The organism is Shimia sp. CNT1-13L.2, from assembly GCF_024331145.1.
Lineage (GTDB): Bacteria > Pseudomonadota > Alphaproteobacteria > Rhodobacterales > Rhodobacteraceae > Shimia.
In genome coordinates, this window is the sequence record NZ_JANDJO010000001.1 from 169,810 (window position 1) to 184,465 (window position 14,656).

Annotated in this window: 16 protein-coding genes; 9 read left to right on the forward strand and 7 right to left on the reverse strand. The window is 61.4% G+C overall.

Annotation, left to right across the window (positions count from 1 at the left end; genetic code table 11):
- Nucleotides 1-113: 113 nt before the first annotated feature.
- Both panC and panB read left to right on the forward strand, forming a co-directional pair.
- Entirely contained in the window at nucleotides 114-959 is an 846-nt protein-coding gene (gene panC / locus NNA36_RS00805; RefSeq protein ID WP_255103345.1) for a pantoate--beta-alanine ligase, read from the forward strand.
- Nucleotides 956-1,765, forward strand: coding sequence for a 3-methyl-2-oxobutanoate hydroxymethyltransferase (gene panB / locus NNA36_RS00810; RefSeq protein ID WP_255103346.1), 810 nt, complete (start codon nucleotides 956-958; stop codon nucleotides 1,763-1,765). Before panC ends, panB begins: the two co-directional genes overlap by 4 nt.
- Here the strand turns inward: panB and NNA36_RS00815 are convergent, their stop codons facing one another.
- From NNA36_RS00815 to NNA36_RS00835, 5 genes are all read right to left on the reverse strand, one after another.
- Nucleotides 1,766-2,434, reverse strand: coding sequence for a GIY-YIG nuclease family protein (locus NNA36_RS00815; protein ID WP_255103347.1), 669 nt, complete (start codon nucleotides 2,432-2,434; stop codon nucleotides 1,766-1,768).
- Nucleotides 2,435-2,505: 71 nt separating this feature from the next.
- A complete protein-coding gene (locus NNA36_RS00820; protein WP_255103348.1) occupies nucleotides 2,506-3,909 on the reverse strand; it encodes an MATE family efflux transporter in 1,404 nt (467 codons plus the stop codon).
- An 18-nt stretch (nucleotides 3,910-3,927) separates the two neighbouring features.
- Nucleotides 3,928-5,334 (reverse strand): FAD-binding oxidoreductase, encoded by a 1,407-nt coding sequence (locus tag NNA36_RS00825; RefSeq protein ID WP_255103350.1) that lies wholly within the window; start codon nucleotides 5,332-5,334, stop codon nucleotides 3,928-3,930.
- Between the two features lie 56 nt (nucleotides 5,335-5,390).
- Nucleotides 5,391-7,163, reverse strand: a complete 1,773-nt coding sequence (gene ggt / locus NNA36_RS00830; RefSeq protein ID WP_255103351.1) for a gamma-glutamyltransferase — start codon at nucleotides 7,161-7,163, stop codon at nucleotides 5,391-5,393.
- A gap of 78 nt (nucleotides 7,164-7,241) precedes the next feature.
- On the reverse strand, nucleotides 7,242-8,228 hold the full coding sequence (locus NNA36_RS00835; RefSeq protein WP_255103352.1) for a D-glycerate dehydrogenase: 987 nt from the start codon (nucleotides 8,226-8,228) through the stop codon (nucleotides 7,242-7,244).
- Between the two features lie 120 nt (nucleotides 8,229-8,348).
- Here NNA36_RS00835 and NNA36_RS00840 point away from each other — a divergent pair, with 120 nt between their 5' ends.
- Complete coding sequence (locus NNA36_RS00840; protein WP_255103353.1) at nucleotides 8,349-8,849, forward strand: SH3 domain-containing protein; 501 nt, start codon at nucleotides 8,349-8,351, stop codon at nucleotides 8,847-8,849.
- Nucleotides 8,850-8,919: 70 nt separating this feature from the next.
- Here NNA36_RS00840 and rpe read toward each other — a convergent pair whose 3' ends face one another.
- Complete coding sequence (gene rpe / locus NNA36_RS00845) at nucleotides 8,920-9,609, reverse strand: ribulose-phosphate 3-epimerase (protein WP_255103355.1); 690 nt, start codon at nucleotides 9,607-9,609, stop codon at nucleotides 8,920-8,922.
- Nucleotides 9,606-9,776: a hypothetical protein gene (locus NNA36_RS00850; protein WP_255103357.1), complete on the reverse strand. Its 171-nt coding sequence runs from the start codon at nucleotides 9,774-9,776 to the stop codon at nucleotides 9,606-9,608. Before NNA36_RS00850 ends, rpe begins: the two co-directional genes overlap by 4 nt.
- Before the next feature lie 258 nt (nucleotides 9,777-10,034).
- Between NNA36_RS00850 and NNA36_RS00855 the strand changes: the two genes are divergently transcribed.
- From NNA36_RS00855 to NNA36_RS00880, 6 genes are all read left to right on the forward strand, one after another.
- A complete protein-coding gene (locus tag NNA36_RS00855) occupies nucleotides 10,035-10,199 on the forward strand; it encodes a hypothetical protein (protein WP_255103359.1) in 165 nt (54 codons plus the stop codon).
- 77 nt (nucleotides 10,200-10,276) lie between these two features.
- Nucleotides 10,277-10,951 carry a hypothetical protein gene (locus tag NNA36_RS00860; RefSeq protein WP_255103361.1) on the forward strand — a complete coding sequence of 225 codons (675 nt, stop codon included), beginning with the start codon at nucleotides 10,277-10,279 and terminating at the stop codon, nucleotides 10,949-10,951.
- 204 nt (nucleotides 10,952-11,155) lie between these two features.
- Nucleotides 11,156-11,380 (forward strand): hypothetical protein, encoded by a 225-nt coding sequence (locus NNA36_RS00865; RefSeq protein WP_255103363.1) that lies wholly within the window; start codon nucleotides 11,156-11,158, stop codon nucleotides 11,378-11,380.
- A 92-nt stretch (nucleotides 11,381-11,472) separates the two neighbouring features.
- Nucleotides 11,473-12,489, forward strand: a complete 1,017-nt coding sequence (locus NNA36_RS00870) for a C4-dicarboxylate TRAP transporter substrate-binding protein (protein WP_255103364.1) — start codon at nucleotides 11,473-11,475, stop codon at nucleotides 12,487-12,489.
- Nucleotides 12,490-12,559: 70 nt separating this feature from the next.
- The gene (locus NNA36_RS00875; RefSeq protein ID WP_255103366.1) at nucleotides 12,560-13,195 is read left to right on the forward strand and encodes a TRAP transporter small permease subunit; all 636 of its coding nucleotides are present in this window, start codon (nucleotides 12,560-12,562) and stop codon (nucleotides 13,193-13,195) included.
- On the forward strand, nucleotides 13,188-14,615 hold the full coding sequence (locus NNA36_RS00880) for a TRAP transporter large permease (RefSeq protein WP_255103368.1): 1,428 nt from the start codon (nucleotides 13,188-13,190) through the stop codon (nucleotides 14,613-14,615). Before NNA36_RS00875 ends, NNA36_RS00880 begins: the two co-directional genes overlap by 8 nt.
- The last annotated feature ends 41 nt before the right edge of the window (nucleotides 14,616-14,656 follow it).

Sequence of the window (14,656 nt, forward strand, 5' to 3'; positions counted from 1 at the left end):
GTCAAATGCTGGACAACGCACCGTAACAATACTGGAAAGGTGGCATAGTCCTTGCCGCAGCGCAGCACGACCTGCTAAGAAAACACACAAACTGACTGGGAATTGCGCAACAAATGAAAATCTGCCGCACTATCGCAGACTGCCGCACCACCGTGGCATCCTTCCGCGCCGCAGGGGAAACTGTCGGCCTCGTGCCCACCATGGGCTTTCTGCACGAGGGCCACATGTCACTCGTGGCCGCCGCCAAAGAGGCCGCTGACCGCACCGTCGTCACGATCTTCGTGAACCCGACCCAGTTCGGCGAAGCCGCCGATCTCGACAGCTATCCGCGTGACGAGGAACGCGACCTCGCCATGCTCGAAGCCGCCGGCGTCGATCTGGTTCTGATCCCACCCGTGCAAGAGGTTTACCCCGACGGCGATGAAACCATCGTCGAAACCACCCGCATGGCCAACATGCTGCATGGTCTCGTCCGTCCGGGCCACTTTCGCGGCGTAACAACGGTGGTCGCGCGGCTGTTCAATTTCGTCCAGCCCGACATCGCCTGTTTCGGCGAAAAGGACTACCAGCAACTCCAGGTCATCAAACGCATGACCCGTGACCTCGCCTTTCCCATCGACATTCGTGGCGTGCCAACCGTACGAGAGGCCGATGGCCTTGCCATGTCCTCGCGCAACGTCAGGCTCACGGCCCAAGACCGTCAGGCCGCACTGGTCCTGTCACAATCGCTGAAAGCCGCCGAAGAGGCCGCCGCCGCAGGCACCACCATCGAGGCCCTGCGCGAAGTCATCGCCAACACCATCCATGCCGAACCCCGCGCCACCCTGCGGGGGCTCGACATCGTGGGTGCCGAAGATCTCTCCGATCTCACCGGCCCCCTTGCCAGCCCCGCCGCCATCATGATCTCGGTCGAGTTCGGCGGCATTCTCCTGATTGATCAGAGGGTCGTCACACCATGAGCAAGCAAGTCAAAATCCGCCGCAACACCGTGCCACAGATCGCCGCGCGCAAAGGGGGCGAACCCATCGTTTCGCTCACCTCCTACCACGCGCATACGGCGGCCATCGTCGACAAATACGCGGATTTCATCCTCGTCGGTGACAGCCTCGGCATGGTCATGCACGGCATGGAAAGCACCGTCGGCGTGCCGCTTGATCTGATGATCATGCACGGCAAGGCCGTGGTCCGCGGCACCGAAAAGGCGCTGATCGTGGTCGACATGCCCTTTGGCACCTACGAGGAAAGCCCCGCCGTGGCCTTCCGCAACGCCGCCAAGATCATGAAGGAAACCGGCTGTGGCGCGGTCAAACTCGAGGGCGGCAAGCGCATGGCCGAGACCATCACCTTCCTCGTCGAACGCGGCATCCCGGTCATGGCCCATATCGGCCTGACCCCACAGTCCAGCCACGTCATGGGCGGCTTCAAAACACAAGGCCGCGAAGAAGACAGCTGGGCCGCGCACCTCGAAGACGCCAAGGCGGTTTCCGAAGCTGGTGCCTTCTCGGTCGTGCTTGAAGGCATGGTCGAACCACTGGCCGCAAAGATCACCAAGGAAATCGACATCCCGACCATCGGCATCGGTGCCTCGGCAGATTGCGACGGCCAGATCCTCGTCCTTGAAGACATGCTGGGCCTGAACGAATGGACCCCGAAATTCGTCAAGGTCTACGGCGATCTCGGCCCCGCCATCGAACGCGCCGTCGAGAAATACGCCGATGAGGTCAAGGACCGCAGCTTCCCCGGCGAAGATCAGGTCTATCGCTGATCAACGGCGAAGGTTCCACAACGGACTGTACACGGCGATCAGCCCCTTCTCCAAGCCAGCGGCAACATTGACTGGCAGACCATTCCACTCTGTTGCCTCTGGCGTCGCAAAGAGAACGCGCATGGCTTTCCCTTCCTCAAGCTGTTTCTTGAGGAGCGAATGAATCCGACGGCTGGTTCTTTGGCCAACCGGCCCACGCCGATAGTCCGCCATCCGTTGATGAAGCGTTCTGTCCGTGACGCCGATGTAAACGACCTCGTCCTCTTGCACAAAGACATACACACCGGGCTTGTCCGGTGCACTCCTGTCCAGAAACAAGTTACCTTCATTGTCTAGGCCCCAGTCGGCACCATAAGAAAACCCACATTTCAAAAACCCCGCCCAGTGTCGATCGGGTGCGACCTGTTCTTTGATTGGTCCCGATGTGTGGACCGCCTCGTTCTCCGGTATTTCCCTGTATCCTGAGGGCGCATCGCCCAGAGCACTTAGCGGGACAGCTCGTTGCCAATGTCCGAACTGAGTACTCGCTGTTGCAGGATTGATCCCTTCGCCGGTCGCGCGTTCAACAACTTCCCGCCGCAAGGCCCGTCTCCCTTTGATCTTGGAAACTTCATCCGCAATGTCCCAAATACGCCCGGTCTTGGTGCCGGCCCCAGGGCGACGCTTCATAGCGACCTCCTTCAATTTCTTTAACGTCCAATGGTTTGATCCTGCCAGAAATCGGCTTGGCTGTCAGGCCGTCACCGCCGCGAGAAGAACAGGGCAACCTGCCGGGCCTGACGCTGGAACAGGCCCGGACCTTTGGCGGCCTCCTGCCCGGTTTCCACGTCGGAAATCACCCGCCGCACCAGAACCACTGCAACCACGCCAAACACCACGCCGCCAACGGCCTGCCCGATCAACACGCCCGGTGCGCCGAACAGCATGGCGCCGAGCCAGACAAAGGGGATCGTGCCAATCGTGTGCCGCCCCCAGTTCAGCCAGGTCGAATAGAACGGACGCCCAAGGTTGTTGAAACAGGCGTTCGATACGAACAGCGCCCCGTTGAAGAAGAACGCCAGCGCCAGCGGACCGCAGAACAGGAAGATCAGGCTCATCGCCAGCCCTTCCGCCTCGAACAGCGCCGCAATCGGCCCCCGCATCACAAACAGGATCGACGCCGCCGCTACCACGACCAGCGCCGTGAACAGAAGCGACGCCCGAAGCGTGCCCCGCACCCGATGAAACTGACCTGCCCCATAGTTCTGTCCGATGATCGGCCCCACCGCGCCGGACAGGGCAAAGATCGTACCAAAGGCCAGCGGCGTCATACGCGCCACGATGGCCATCCCCGCAACCGCTTCCTCGCCGAACTCGGCCATCGACCGCGTCACCCAGGCCTGCCCTACCGGCGTTGCCAGTTGCGTCAGGATCGCGGGGAAAGAGATCGCCACGATCGGCGGCAGGTCGCGCAGGAAATCCGGCACCCTGGGCCACGCCAGACCACCGTGATGGCGAAAGATCGGCCCCAAAGCAAAAACCGCAATCGTGATCCGCGAGGCTGCACTGGCCAACGCGGCACCGGTCAGTTCCATGTTCAGCCCGAAGATCAGGATCGGATCAAGGCCGGCATTGACCAGCCCGCCAATCACCGTCGCCCACATGGCCCGCCGCGCATCACCATGCGCCCGCAGGATCGCGCCGCCCGCCATCCCAAGCAACAGGAACGGGAGCGTTGGCACGATGATCGTGAGATAGTGAACGGCCAGATCATGGGTATTGCCCGTGGCTCCGATCAGGGACACCAGCGGATCGAGCATGTAAAGAACGCCAGCCGCGAAGATCGACGAAAAGATCACCCCCGCCAGCAAGGCGCTCGAGGCCTGCTGCCGGGCTCTGTCCCGACTGCCTTCCCCCAAGGCTCGTGCCACGAGCGCACCCGCCGCAATGGCAACGCCGATATTGAACGACGTGGTGAAAAACAGGATCGCCCCGGCATAGCCCACCGCCGCCGCCAACTCATCCTTGCCCAGCATGGAGATGAAGATCATGTCCACAAAGTCGACGGCAAACACCGCCATCAACCCCACCGATGATGTCAGGGACATCACCGTGACATGGCGCAACAGGCTACCGCTCAGAAACTTGGCCTGTGGATTGCTCACTCAGTCACCTCGCATGTCTCATGCACCCGGCACGATCTTGCCCGGGTTCATGATGTTGTCGGGATCAAGCGCCGCCTTGATCGACGCCATCATGTCAACCGCCCCGCCCAGTTCCTTGACGAGGTAAGGCTTCTTGCCCTGCCCGATCCCATGTTCCCCGGTACAGGTGCCGCCCATCGAAATCGCGAGGTCATTCAACCAGCCGACAAATTCGTCCGCCTTGGCCACTTCCTCGGCGTTGTCCATGTCGATCAGGGGCAGCGTATGGAAATTGCCGTCTCCCACATGGCCCACAATCGGTGCAATAAAGCCCAGCGCATCGAGCTTTTCCTGCGCCGCCGTCACACATTCCGCCAAACGGGAAATCGGCACGCAAACGTCCGTCGAAATGCCTTTCGCCCCGGGACGTAAGGCAACAGAGGCCCAATAGGCATCATGGCGCGCCTGCCACAGCTTGTTGCGTTCTTCCGCGCTCGACGTCCATTCAAATCCCTGGCCACCAAACTCCTCGGCAATCCCGCCAAAAAGCTCGGCCTGCTCCTCGACGCTGTTTTCCGAGCCATGGAACTCCAACAGCAACAACGGGGATTCCGGCAGGTCCAGCTTGGAATAGGTGTTCACGGCCCGCACGGTCAGCGCGTCCAGAAGTTCGATCCGCGCCACGGGAATACCGTATTGGATCGTCATCATAACCGCCTGACAGGCCGCATCGATGCTGTCAAAGGTCACGCGCGCCGACGACATCGCCTCGGGAATGCCCTGAAGCTTGAGGGTGATCTCGGTAATCAGGCCCAGCGTGCCCTCCGAGCCCACCATCAGCCGCGTCAGATCATAACCCGCGCTCGATTTCTTGGCCCGGCTCGCGGTGCGGATGATCTCGCCCTTGGGCGTCACCACCTCAAGCGCGAGAACGTTGTCTTTCATCGTGCCATAACGCACCGCGTTGGTGCCGCTGGCACGGGTGGCCGCCATCCCCCCAAGCGAGGCATTCGCCCCCGGATCAATCGGAAAGAACAACCCCTGGTCGCGCAGGTACACGTTCAGCTGCTCGCGCGTCACACCGGGCTGCACCACGCAATCAAGGTCTTCGGCGTGCACCGCAACGATCTCGTTCATCTCGGTCATGTCGACACAGACGCCCCCCGCAGGCGCATTCACATGCCCCTCAAGCGAGGTGCCCGTCCCGAAGCCGATCACCGGCACCTTGTGCGCGGCACAGACCTGCACGATCTCTGCCACCTCCTGCGAGGACCGGGGATAGACCACCGCATCGGGCGCCTGGTTGCGAATCCAGGTGGTCGTATGGCCGTGCTGTTCGCGGATCGCCTCACCTGTCTGGAACTTCTCGCCAAACTTCTGTTTCAAAACGCCCAGCGCCGCCGCGATCCCAACCTCGTTGCGCGGCAAATCCACAGCATCAACCATCACTCTCTCCTCATGTCTTGCGAATGTCTAAGGGCATGTCCGGGCGGACCAACAGGCTATTGGCCAACCGCCAGCCCCTCGCGGCGTGGATCGGCACCGCCCTGCAACCGGTCTCCGATCGAAATCGCGTGCAGCCCCGAATTAAGATCGCGCACCTTGGTTTCAAACCCCATGGCCTGCAAGTCCGCCTGCATCCGGGGTTCTTCCATCTCGAAGGTTCCGAAACGGTTGGCCAGATGCGGCATGGCAACGGCCTGCTGCACGTCCATTTCCCAATCGATATGGGCGATGATGGTCTTGGCCACATAGGGAATGATACGGCTGCCCCCGGGCGAGCCGACAACCAGAACCGGCTTGCCCTTCCACAACACAATCGTCGGCGCCATGGACGACCTTGGCCGCTTGCCGGGTTCCACGCGATTGGCAACCGGTACGCCATCGCGATGCGACCGGAAGGAAAAATCCGTCAATTCATTGTTCAGCAGATAGCCGTTCGCCATCACGCGGCTGCCAAAGCCGTTCTCGATGGTCGTCGTCATCGACAGGGCGTTTCCATAGGCATCCACGATCGAGATATGCGACGTCGAAGGCGCCGCGCGCTCTTCGTCCGGTGCCCAGTTCAACGCATGATCGAACTCCGGCGTGCCGGGCGCAACAACATCAAGCGCGGTATCCCTGCGCAAAAGCTCTGCGCGACCGGTCAGATACTCCTGCGTCAGCATCCCCTTGGTCGGAACCGGCACGAAATCATCATCCGCCACGTATTTCCCACGGTCCGCAAAGGCCAACCGCATGGCATCCCCGATCAGCCGCCAGGTCACCGGATCATCCGGCCCCAGCCCCGTCATGTCGAAGGGTTCGAGAATGCCAAGAATTTGGCCCACCGCGATACCACCGGACGACGGCGGCCCCATGCCGCAGACGTCAAAGCCCCGATAGCTGGCACAGGCGGCCGGACGTTCTTTGACCTCGTAAAGCGCGAGATCAACGTCGCTGAGAAGCCCCGGCTTGGGCGCGGACCGCACCGCCGTCAGGATCTCGGCGGCAATGTCACCGGTATAGAACGGCTCGGCGCCCTTCTCGGCCAAAGCCCGCACACTGGCCGCATAGGCCGGATTGCGCAGGATCTGCCCCTCGGCAAGCGGCGTCCCGTCAGGCAGGAAATAGGCGGCGGTCTCAGGATGCACCGCCAAACGCCCCGCATCACGCGCGACAGAGGCCGCCATGCGCGGCGACACTGCAAAGCCGTCTTCGGCATGGGAAATCGCCTCGTCAAACAAAGAGGCCCAGTTGGCCCGCCCCCATTTGCGATGCGCCACTTCCATCAGGCGCGGTGTGCCCGGTGTCCCCACCGACAATCCGCCAACCACGGCCTCGAAAAACTTCTGCGGTTTGCCGTCAGCATCCAGCAACATGCGCGGCGTCGCGGCAAGAGGCGCGGTTTCCCGCCCGTCCAGCGTGGTGATCTCACCACTCGCGGCATCATACCAGACAAGGAAGGCACCGCCCCCAAGGCCCGAACTCTGCGGCTCCACCAATCCCAGAACCGCCTGAACGGCAACCATCGCATCCGCGGCCGTGCCCCCTTCGCGCAACACACGTGCTCCGGCCTCGACAGCCAGCGGATGGGCCGCCGCAACCATCCAGTTCTCGGCCTCCACGGGCTTACCGGCCTGTTTGGCCTGCAAAGACGCCTGTAACTCCGGTGACACCTCGCGCACCAGCGCGGTCGCGACTTCCGGTACCACGGCATCCGCCGCCTCCTGTGCGACAGCCCCTGACGCTGCAAGCGCCGCAAAGACTGAAATTGCCTTCAGAAATCCGGTCATGGCCTCCCCTCCATTCACGACCCCAAAAAGAAAACCGGCCGCACGCATCGCGCACGACCGGAAAAACTTATGCCTGCATCACAGCATGGCCGGAACCACGAGATCCGGCGGACGGTGCCCATCATCGAAGGTCTTGATGTTGATGATCACCTTTTCGCCCATCTCGAGACGGCTCTCGATCGTGGCCGACCCCATGTGCGGCAAAAGGTGCACGTTGGGCATGGCAATCAGATCCGGATTGGCCTCAACGCCGTGTTCATAGACATCCAGCGCAGCCCCCGCGATCTCGCCGCTTTTCAACTCGCGCACCAGCGCGTTCTCATCAACCACCTCACCACGCGAGGTGTTGATCAGGTAAGCGCCCTCTTTCATCAGCTTCAGGCGTCGCGCGTTCATCAGGTGGAACGTCCCCGGCGTATGCGGGCAATGAATGGTCAGCACATCCATCCGCGCGACCATCTGGTCAAGGCTCTCCCAGTAAGTCGCTTCAAGCTCCTGCTCGATCTCCGGACGCAGACGGCGCCGATTGTGATAATGCACCTGCATGCCAAAGGCCTTGGCGCGACGGGCAACCGCCTGACCAATGCGCCCCATGCCCAGAATACCCAGACGACGGCCACCAATCCGGCCACCCAGCATCGCATTCGGCGCCCAGCCATGCCAGTCGCCAGAGGCCATCATCCGCAGGCCTTCCGGGATGCGACGAGTCACACCAACGATCATCGCCATGGTCATGTCGGCCGTGTCGTCAGCCGCGACACCCGGAGTGTTGGAGACAAGAACGCCGCGCTGGCGCGCAGTCTCGACATCAATGTGGTCAACACCGGCCCCATAGTTCGCGATCAGCTTCAGACGGTCGCCCGCAGCGGCAATCATGTTGGCGTCGATATTGTCGGTCAGTGTGGGAACAAGAACATCGGCGTCGCGCATCGCGTCCACCAGTTCGCCCCGAGACATGGGAGCGTCGTCATCGCGCAGCCGTACATCGAAAAGCTCGGAAAGCCGGGTTTCGACAGCGTCCGGCAAGCGTCGCGTAACAACAACACTCAGACGTTCCTTTGGCATACGGACCTCCCAATCCTTTCCAAATCATCCAGTTGATGACACACTGCCTCACACGTCGACGGGGCACAAGAACCTGCGGCGGAATAAACGGCAGAAAACACACAAGACATGGCGGACAGAATGACACAGCGGCTCGGCTTGACCCTTTTGGCAGGCATAGTGTTGTTTTCGAACGGACTTCTCGCTGAGGAAGTTCGCGGTCCGGTCACGAACCTGCCTTTGCCGCGCTATGTTTCGCTGAAAGCCAGCAAGGCCAATGTCCGTCGCGGCCCCTCCCTGACCCACCGCATAGACTGGGTTTTCACCCGTCGGTCCATGCCGCTCCAGATCACCGCCGAATACGGCCACTGGCGTCGCGTTCAGGATATCGAGGGCGCAGGGGGCTGGGTGCACTACTCGCTGTTGTCCGGCGTCCGCACGGTGATCGTCGAACAGGACATGCTGCCCCTGACCCAACGCCCCGACCCCCAGTCGCCTGAAACCGCGCTGCTGGAAATGGGCGTCGTCGCCCGCCTTGGCGAATGCCTCAAGGAATGGTGCAAGCTCACCTCGGGCGGCTACAAGGGCTGGGCCCCCAAGACCGCGCTTTGGGGCGTGTTCGACAACGAATTGCGCGAATGACCCCGGAACGTAGAAAAGCCCGCCGGGGAACGACGGGCCTTCACAAGAGATAGATCGACAGGAAACGCTGTTACTGTGCCGCCTGCGCTGCGGCGCGGATGGCCCGGATGTTCTCGCCGTAGACATCCGCCTTCTCCACGCTGCCACCCTTGAACACGGCTGACCCGGCCACAAGCACATCAGCCCCGGCAGCGGCAACCAGAGGTGCGGTCTCTGTCGTGACACCTCCGTCAATCTGGATATGGATCGGACGGTCGCCGATCATCTCACGACAGCGACGGGTCTTTTCGACACCCGAATGGATGAATTTCTGACCGCCAAAGCCCGGGTTCACCGTCATGATCAGCACCATGTCGACAAGGTCCATCACGTGTTCGATGCTCTCAAGCGGCGTGCCGGGGTTCAGCGACACCCCCGCCTTGACGCCCTGCGCCTTGATCGCCTGAAGCGTGCGGTGAATATGCGGGCCGGCTTCGACATGAGCAGTGATCATGTCCGCACCTGCCTCGGCATAGGCCTCGATATAGGGATCAACGGGCGCAATCATCAGATGCACGTCCATGAAGGTCTTCACATGCGGACGGAACGCTTTCACCGCCGGCGGACCAAAGGTCAGGTTCGGCACAAAGTGGCCATCCATCACATCCACATGCACCCAGTCCGCACCCTGCGCCTCGATGGCTTGGATCTCCTGTCCGAAGTTGGCGAAATCCGCCGACAGGATAGATGGTGCGATTTTGATGGAACGGTCGAAAGTCATGTGAGGCCCCCAGCGCCCGACAGGCGAAAACGATTCGATTTGAGCGGGAAAATGGAGTTTGGCGGCAGAAAGTGCAATCCGGTCTTCACATCAGCCATGCCGCAACGCAGCAATATTCCTGCCTGTTTTTTCACCAAACCTACAAAACGGCCATCAAAATCAAGCAAAAATCCGCCCAAAACGGCAAAAACAGCTCATCCCGTTTCAATTCTGTCATGCTGCACATGCAAAATAAACCAAACCAAGGAGGTCGCCATTCATCCTTTGGCGCAGATATCACGCGCGGTCCCCGCTTTGCCTGCTTGCCCCCGGCAGCGCTCGAGCGGGGTTTCTCCCATGACTTCTTTGACCAAAGAACTCCGTTTTCTTTGCCACCGCTGTCGCAAACGCATCCCCCAATTGGCACCCTGCCAAGGAGAGCCTAGATGAAACCGCTTGCCCTGTTCCCTGCCGTGCTGCTGGCCACACCCGCCGCCGCAGATGCCTTCGTGATTCACTCGACGGGTCCAGACGCTCCGGCCTGGCTCCCCTATCTGGTTGGCGGCCTGGTGGTGGCCTCCGTCGCGCGACTGGCCTGGGTGCGCCGGTGACTTTTTTCAAAACTTCGCGTGGACCAACCCACTCTCCCGGATCTTTGCCCGGTCCGTCCAATGACTGGAGACCAACTATGACGAACTTTCTCACCTCTCAATACACCGGTGCCATGAACAACATGTTCGTGGTCGCAAATCTGATGGAGCGCCAGATGCGGTTCTCCTATGCCGTGGGCCGCGCAATGCTCGAGGCGCACCCGCTTCTGATCACCCGCGAAGCGCTAAAAGACATCGAATCCACTCCGGCGGCACCGGTCGCAAAGCCGGCCGCCAGGCCCAAGACCACGGTCAGAAAGACGGCCCCGAAACCCTCCCCCGCCGCGGAACCCGCTCCGGCACCAAAAGCCAAACCGGCGGCCAAGGCCGCACCTGCGCCGCAAAAACCGGTCGCAAAGCCGAAAGCCCCGGCCAAGGCCAAAGCCGCCCCTGCAAAACCCGCCCCCACCGCCAAGGAAACGCCAGCTCCCAAGGCACCGGTTGCAAAAAAAGCGGAACCGGCACCGGCAAAGGCTCCGTCCAAAGAGGCAACTCCAAAACCCGCGCCCAAAACACAACCTGTCGAAGCCAAGGCATCTGCCGCGCCCAAGGCAAAGCCCGTCGAAACCAAGGCGGCAACTGCCTCCAAGGCGACGACAAAAAAGACAGCCGAGACAATGCCCCCCGAAACTCCGCAACCCGCCCGCAAGCGGACCCGCGCGCCCTCGAAACCGCCGGCGATGCCAAAGCCGACCAGCGCGACCAAGAAATAACCCTAACAGGCCACGCCAAAAGGCTAGACGCCCGCGACACTCGCGGGCGTTTTCCGTTTCGGACTTTGGTTCACAATTTGCCCAGTGATTCAGCAACTTGCAGCAGGTGCAAGGCGGCCATGTCGAACTGTCACTGGTAACGTCAACAAGTGTGACCTACCTTCAGCGCAAGGGAGGACCAACGTTAGAAATTCGAGGGTCCAAATGGCACATATCTCAGTAAATGCTCCGGCACATAACTCCATCCTGCGCGTTCTTGCTGCGCCCTTCGTTGCCGTTGGCAACTTTCTGATCGCAATTGGCGAAGCCAACTCGCGTGCCGAGAAAGCCAATCGCCTGCAGCAAATGAGCGATGCAGAACTGGCCGCACGCGGCATCAAGCGCGAAGACATCGTTCGTCACGTCTTCAAGGACATCTACTACGTCTGATCCCTACCCAGAAATACGGATACCCACCTTCCCCCCCGCGCGCTAACTTGCTGCGAGTGCCGACAAAAGATCGGCACACTGGGAGGAAAATTATGAAACGATTTTTGGGTAAAGCCACCTTGGTGGCCTGTGCATTTGGTCTCGCGTCCGAAGCGGCCGCGACCGAATGGAACGTATCGGTCTGGGGCAAACGCCGCGCCTTTACCGAACATGTGGAAAAACTCGCCGAACTGGTCTCGGCCAAGACCAACGGCGAGTTCACCATGAACATCAGCTACGGTGGCCTGTCGAAAAACCGCGAGAATCTCGATGGCATCTCGATCGGTGCCTTCGAAATGGCCCAGTTCTGCGCCGGCTATCACCGCGACAAGAACCGCGTCATCACCGTTCTGGAACTGCCGTTCCTTGGCGTCTCCAACCTCGAAGAGGAAGTCGCCGTCTCGATGGCTGTCTACGGTCACCCTGCGGCTGCCGAAGAAATGGAACAGTGGAACGCCAAGCTGCTGATGACCTCGCCCATGCCACAGTACAACCTGGTCGGCACCGGCGATCCGCGTGATACGCTGGCGGAATTCGACGGCATGCGCGTGCGCGCAACCGGCGGCCTTGGTAAAGCCTTCGAAGCCGTTGGCGGCGTGCCGACCTCGGTCACCGCGACCGAAGCCTACCAAGCAATGGAATCCGGCGTTGTTGATACCGTGGCCTTTGCCCAACACGCCCACCTCGCCTTTGGCACCATCAACCAGGCAGACTGGTGGACGGCAAACCTCAACCCCGGCACCGTGAACTGCCCGGTTGTTGTCAACATCGACGCCTATGAGGCCCTCTCGGACTCCGAACGCGCCGCGCTCGACAGCTCGATCCCCGAAGCCCTCGACCACTATCTCGCCAACTACGGCACCCTGCTTGAAAAGTGGGATGGCGTTCTGGCCGAGAAAAACGTCCAGAAAGTCGAGATCTCCGATGATGTCATCGCCGAGTTCCGCGCCAAGGCTGCTGACCCGATCCGTGATGCTTGGATTTCCGACATGGAAGCCCAGGGCCTGCCCGGTCAGGAGCTTTATGACCTCGTCGTGAAAACCCTGTCCGACCACCGCGCGGGCAACTGATCCAGCATGACTTCGACGGCCCCGGCGCTTGCCGGGGTCGTCTGCATTTTGACGTAAAAAGGGGATGGACATGGCCGGTTCCTCCGCCGTGCTCGAAGACGGCAGCTTGCTCAGCCGTCTCGACAAGCAGCTTCTCAAGCTAGAACAGTTCTTTGCACTCCTGAGCGGCCTTGCCGTCTTCAGCTTGATGTTCCTTGCCGCCTATTCGGTCGGCGGACGCAAGTTCTTTGCTTCGCCACTGGCGGGCTACGTGGACTGGATCGAAGCCCTGATGCCCCTCATCGCCTTCATGGGCATCGCCTATGTCCAGCGCGACGGCAGCCACATCCGCATGGATTTGGTGATCGGCCGCCTCAAGGGCCGCGCCCTCTGGGCCGCCGAACTGCTCTCGGTGACCCTGATCCTCCTGCTGATCATCGCGCTTGTCATGGGCTCCTGGGCCCATTTCGACCGGTCGTTCGACTGCGCACGCCCCTTGTGTTCGCGCGACAGCTCCATCGACATCGGCCTGCCGATCTGGCCGTCCAAACTCATCGTCCCCGTGGCCTTCTCGGTCCTCTGCCTGCGCCTGATGATTCAGGTCTGGGGCTACGGCCGCGCACTGGTCCTTGGCCTGCCGACCCCGGTTGCCGTGCCGCTTGTGCAAAGCATCGAGGAACAGGCCCGCGCCGAAGCCGACGCCCTGGGAGGCACCGACAATGGATAATATCACCATCGGCCTCTGGGTTACCGGCGGCATGCTTCTGCTTGTCGTTCTGGGGATGCGCGTCGCCTTTGCTGCCGCCTTGGCCGGCTTCATCGGCATTGTCTGGATCTTCTGGTCCAAGATGGGCTACGCGCCCGAGAAATTCCTCTACTGGAACGAACGCCGTGAAATCTGGGATGGCGCCCTCGGCAAATCCATCCAGGTCGCAGGCTCTGTGCCTCACTCCAAGGTCTCAAGCCAGGCCCTAAGCCTGATCCCGACCTTCATTCTCATCGGCTACCTCGCCTATTACGCGAAGCTGACCACCGCCCTGTTCGAGGCGGCAAAACGCTGGATCGCCTGGGTGCCGGGCGGCCTTGCGGTATCAACCGTCTTTGCCACCGCAGGTTTCGCCGCCGTCTCGGGCGCCTCGGTGGCCACCGCCGCCGTCTTCGCGCGGATCGCCATCCCCGAGATGCTCAAGTCCGGCTACAACAAACAATTCGCCGCCGGCGTCGTTGCGGCAGGTGGCACGCTGGCCTCGCTGATCCCGCCGTCGGCCATCCTCGTGATCTACGCCATCATCGTCGAACAGGACGTGGGCAAACTCCTGCTCGCGGGCTTCATCCCCGGTGCCTTCTCGGCGCTGGTCTACGGGCTGATGATCGTCGGCATCGCGATGATCTTCAAAACCGTCGGTCCACCGGTCACAGGCTTCACATGGCGCGAACGGCTGGTCTCCCTGCCGCCCGCCCTGCCCATCGTGCTGGTGGTCGTGATCATCATCTTCTTTGTCTACAACCCCTTCGGCGATGCCTGGGGCACACCAACCGAAGGCGGTGCCGTCGGCGCCTTCATCGTCTTCCTGATGGCGCTCTACCGTGGCATGCGCTGGAAAGAGCTGAAGTCGGCCCTTCTGGAAACCGCGAAACTCACCGTGATGATCTTCACCATCATCTGGGGTGTCCTGATCTACGTGCGTTTCCTTGGCTTCGCCGACCTGCCCGGCGCCTTCTCCGACTGGATCACCAGCCTGACCATGTCGCCCTGGCTGATCCTCGTCTGCATCCTGCTGGCCTACGCGGTGCTCGGCATGTTCATGGACGCCATCGGCATGCTCTTGCTGACACTGCCCGTGGTCTACCCGGCGGTCATGGCCCTGAATGGCGGCGAAGCGGTGACCGCGGCAGAGTCGACCTTCGGCATGAGCGGGACCATGTGCGCGATCTGGTTTGGTATCCTGGTGGTGAAGATGGCCGAATTCTGCCTGATCACGCCCCCCATCGGCCTCAACTGCTTTGTTGTTGCCGGGGTCCGCGATGATCTCAGCGTTCAGGATGTCTTCAAGGGCGTCACCCCCTTCTTCATCGCCGACGCCATCACCATCGCCCTTCTGGTCGCCTTCCCGTGGATCGTGCTCTGGCTGCCTTCCATGGCCTGACCCTGATGGGGGCGGCACGCCCGCCCCTTCAATGCACCGCA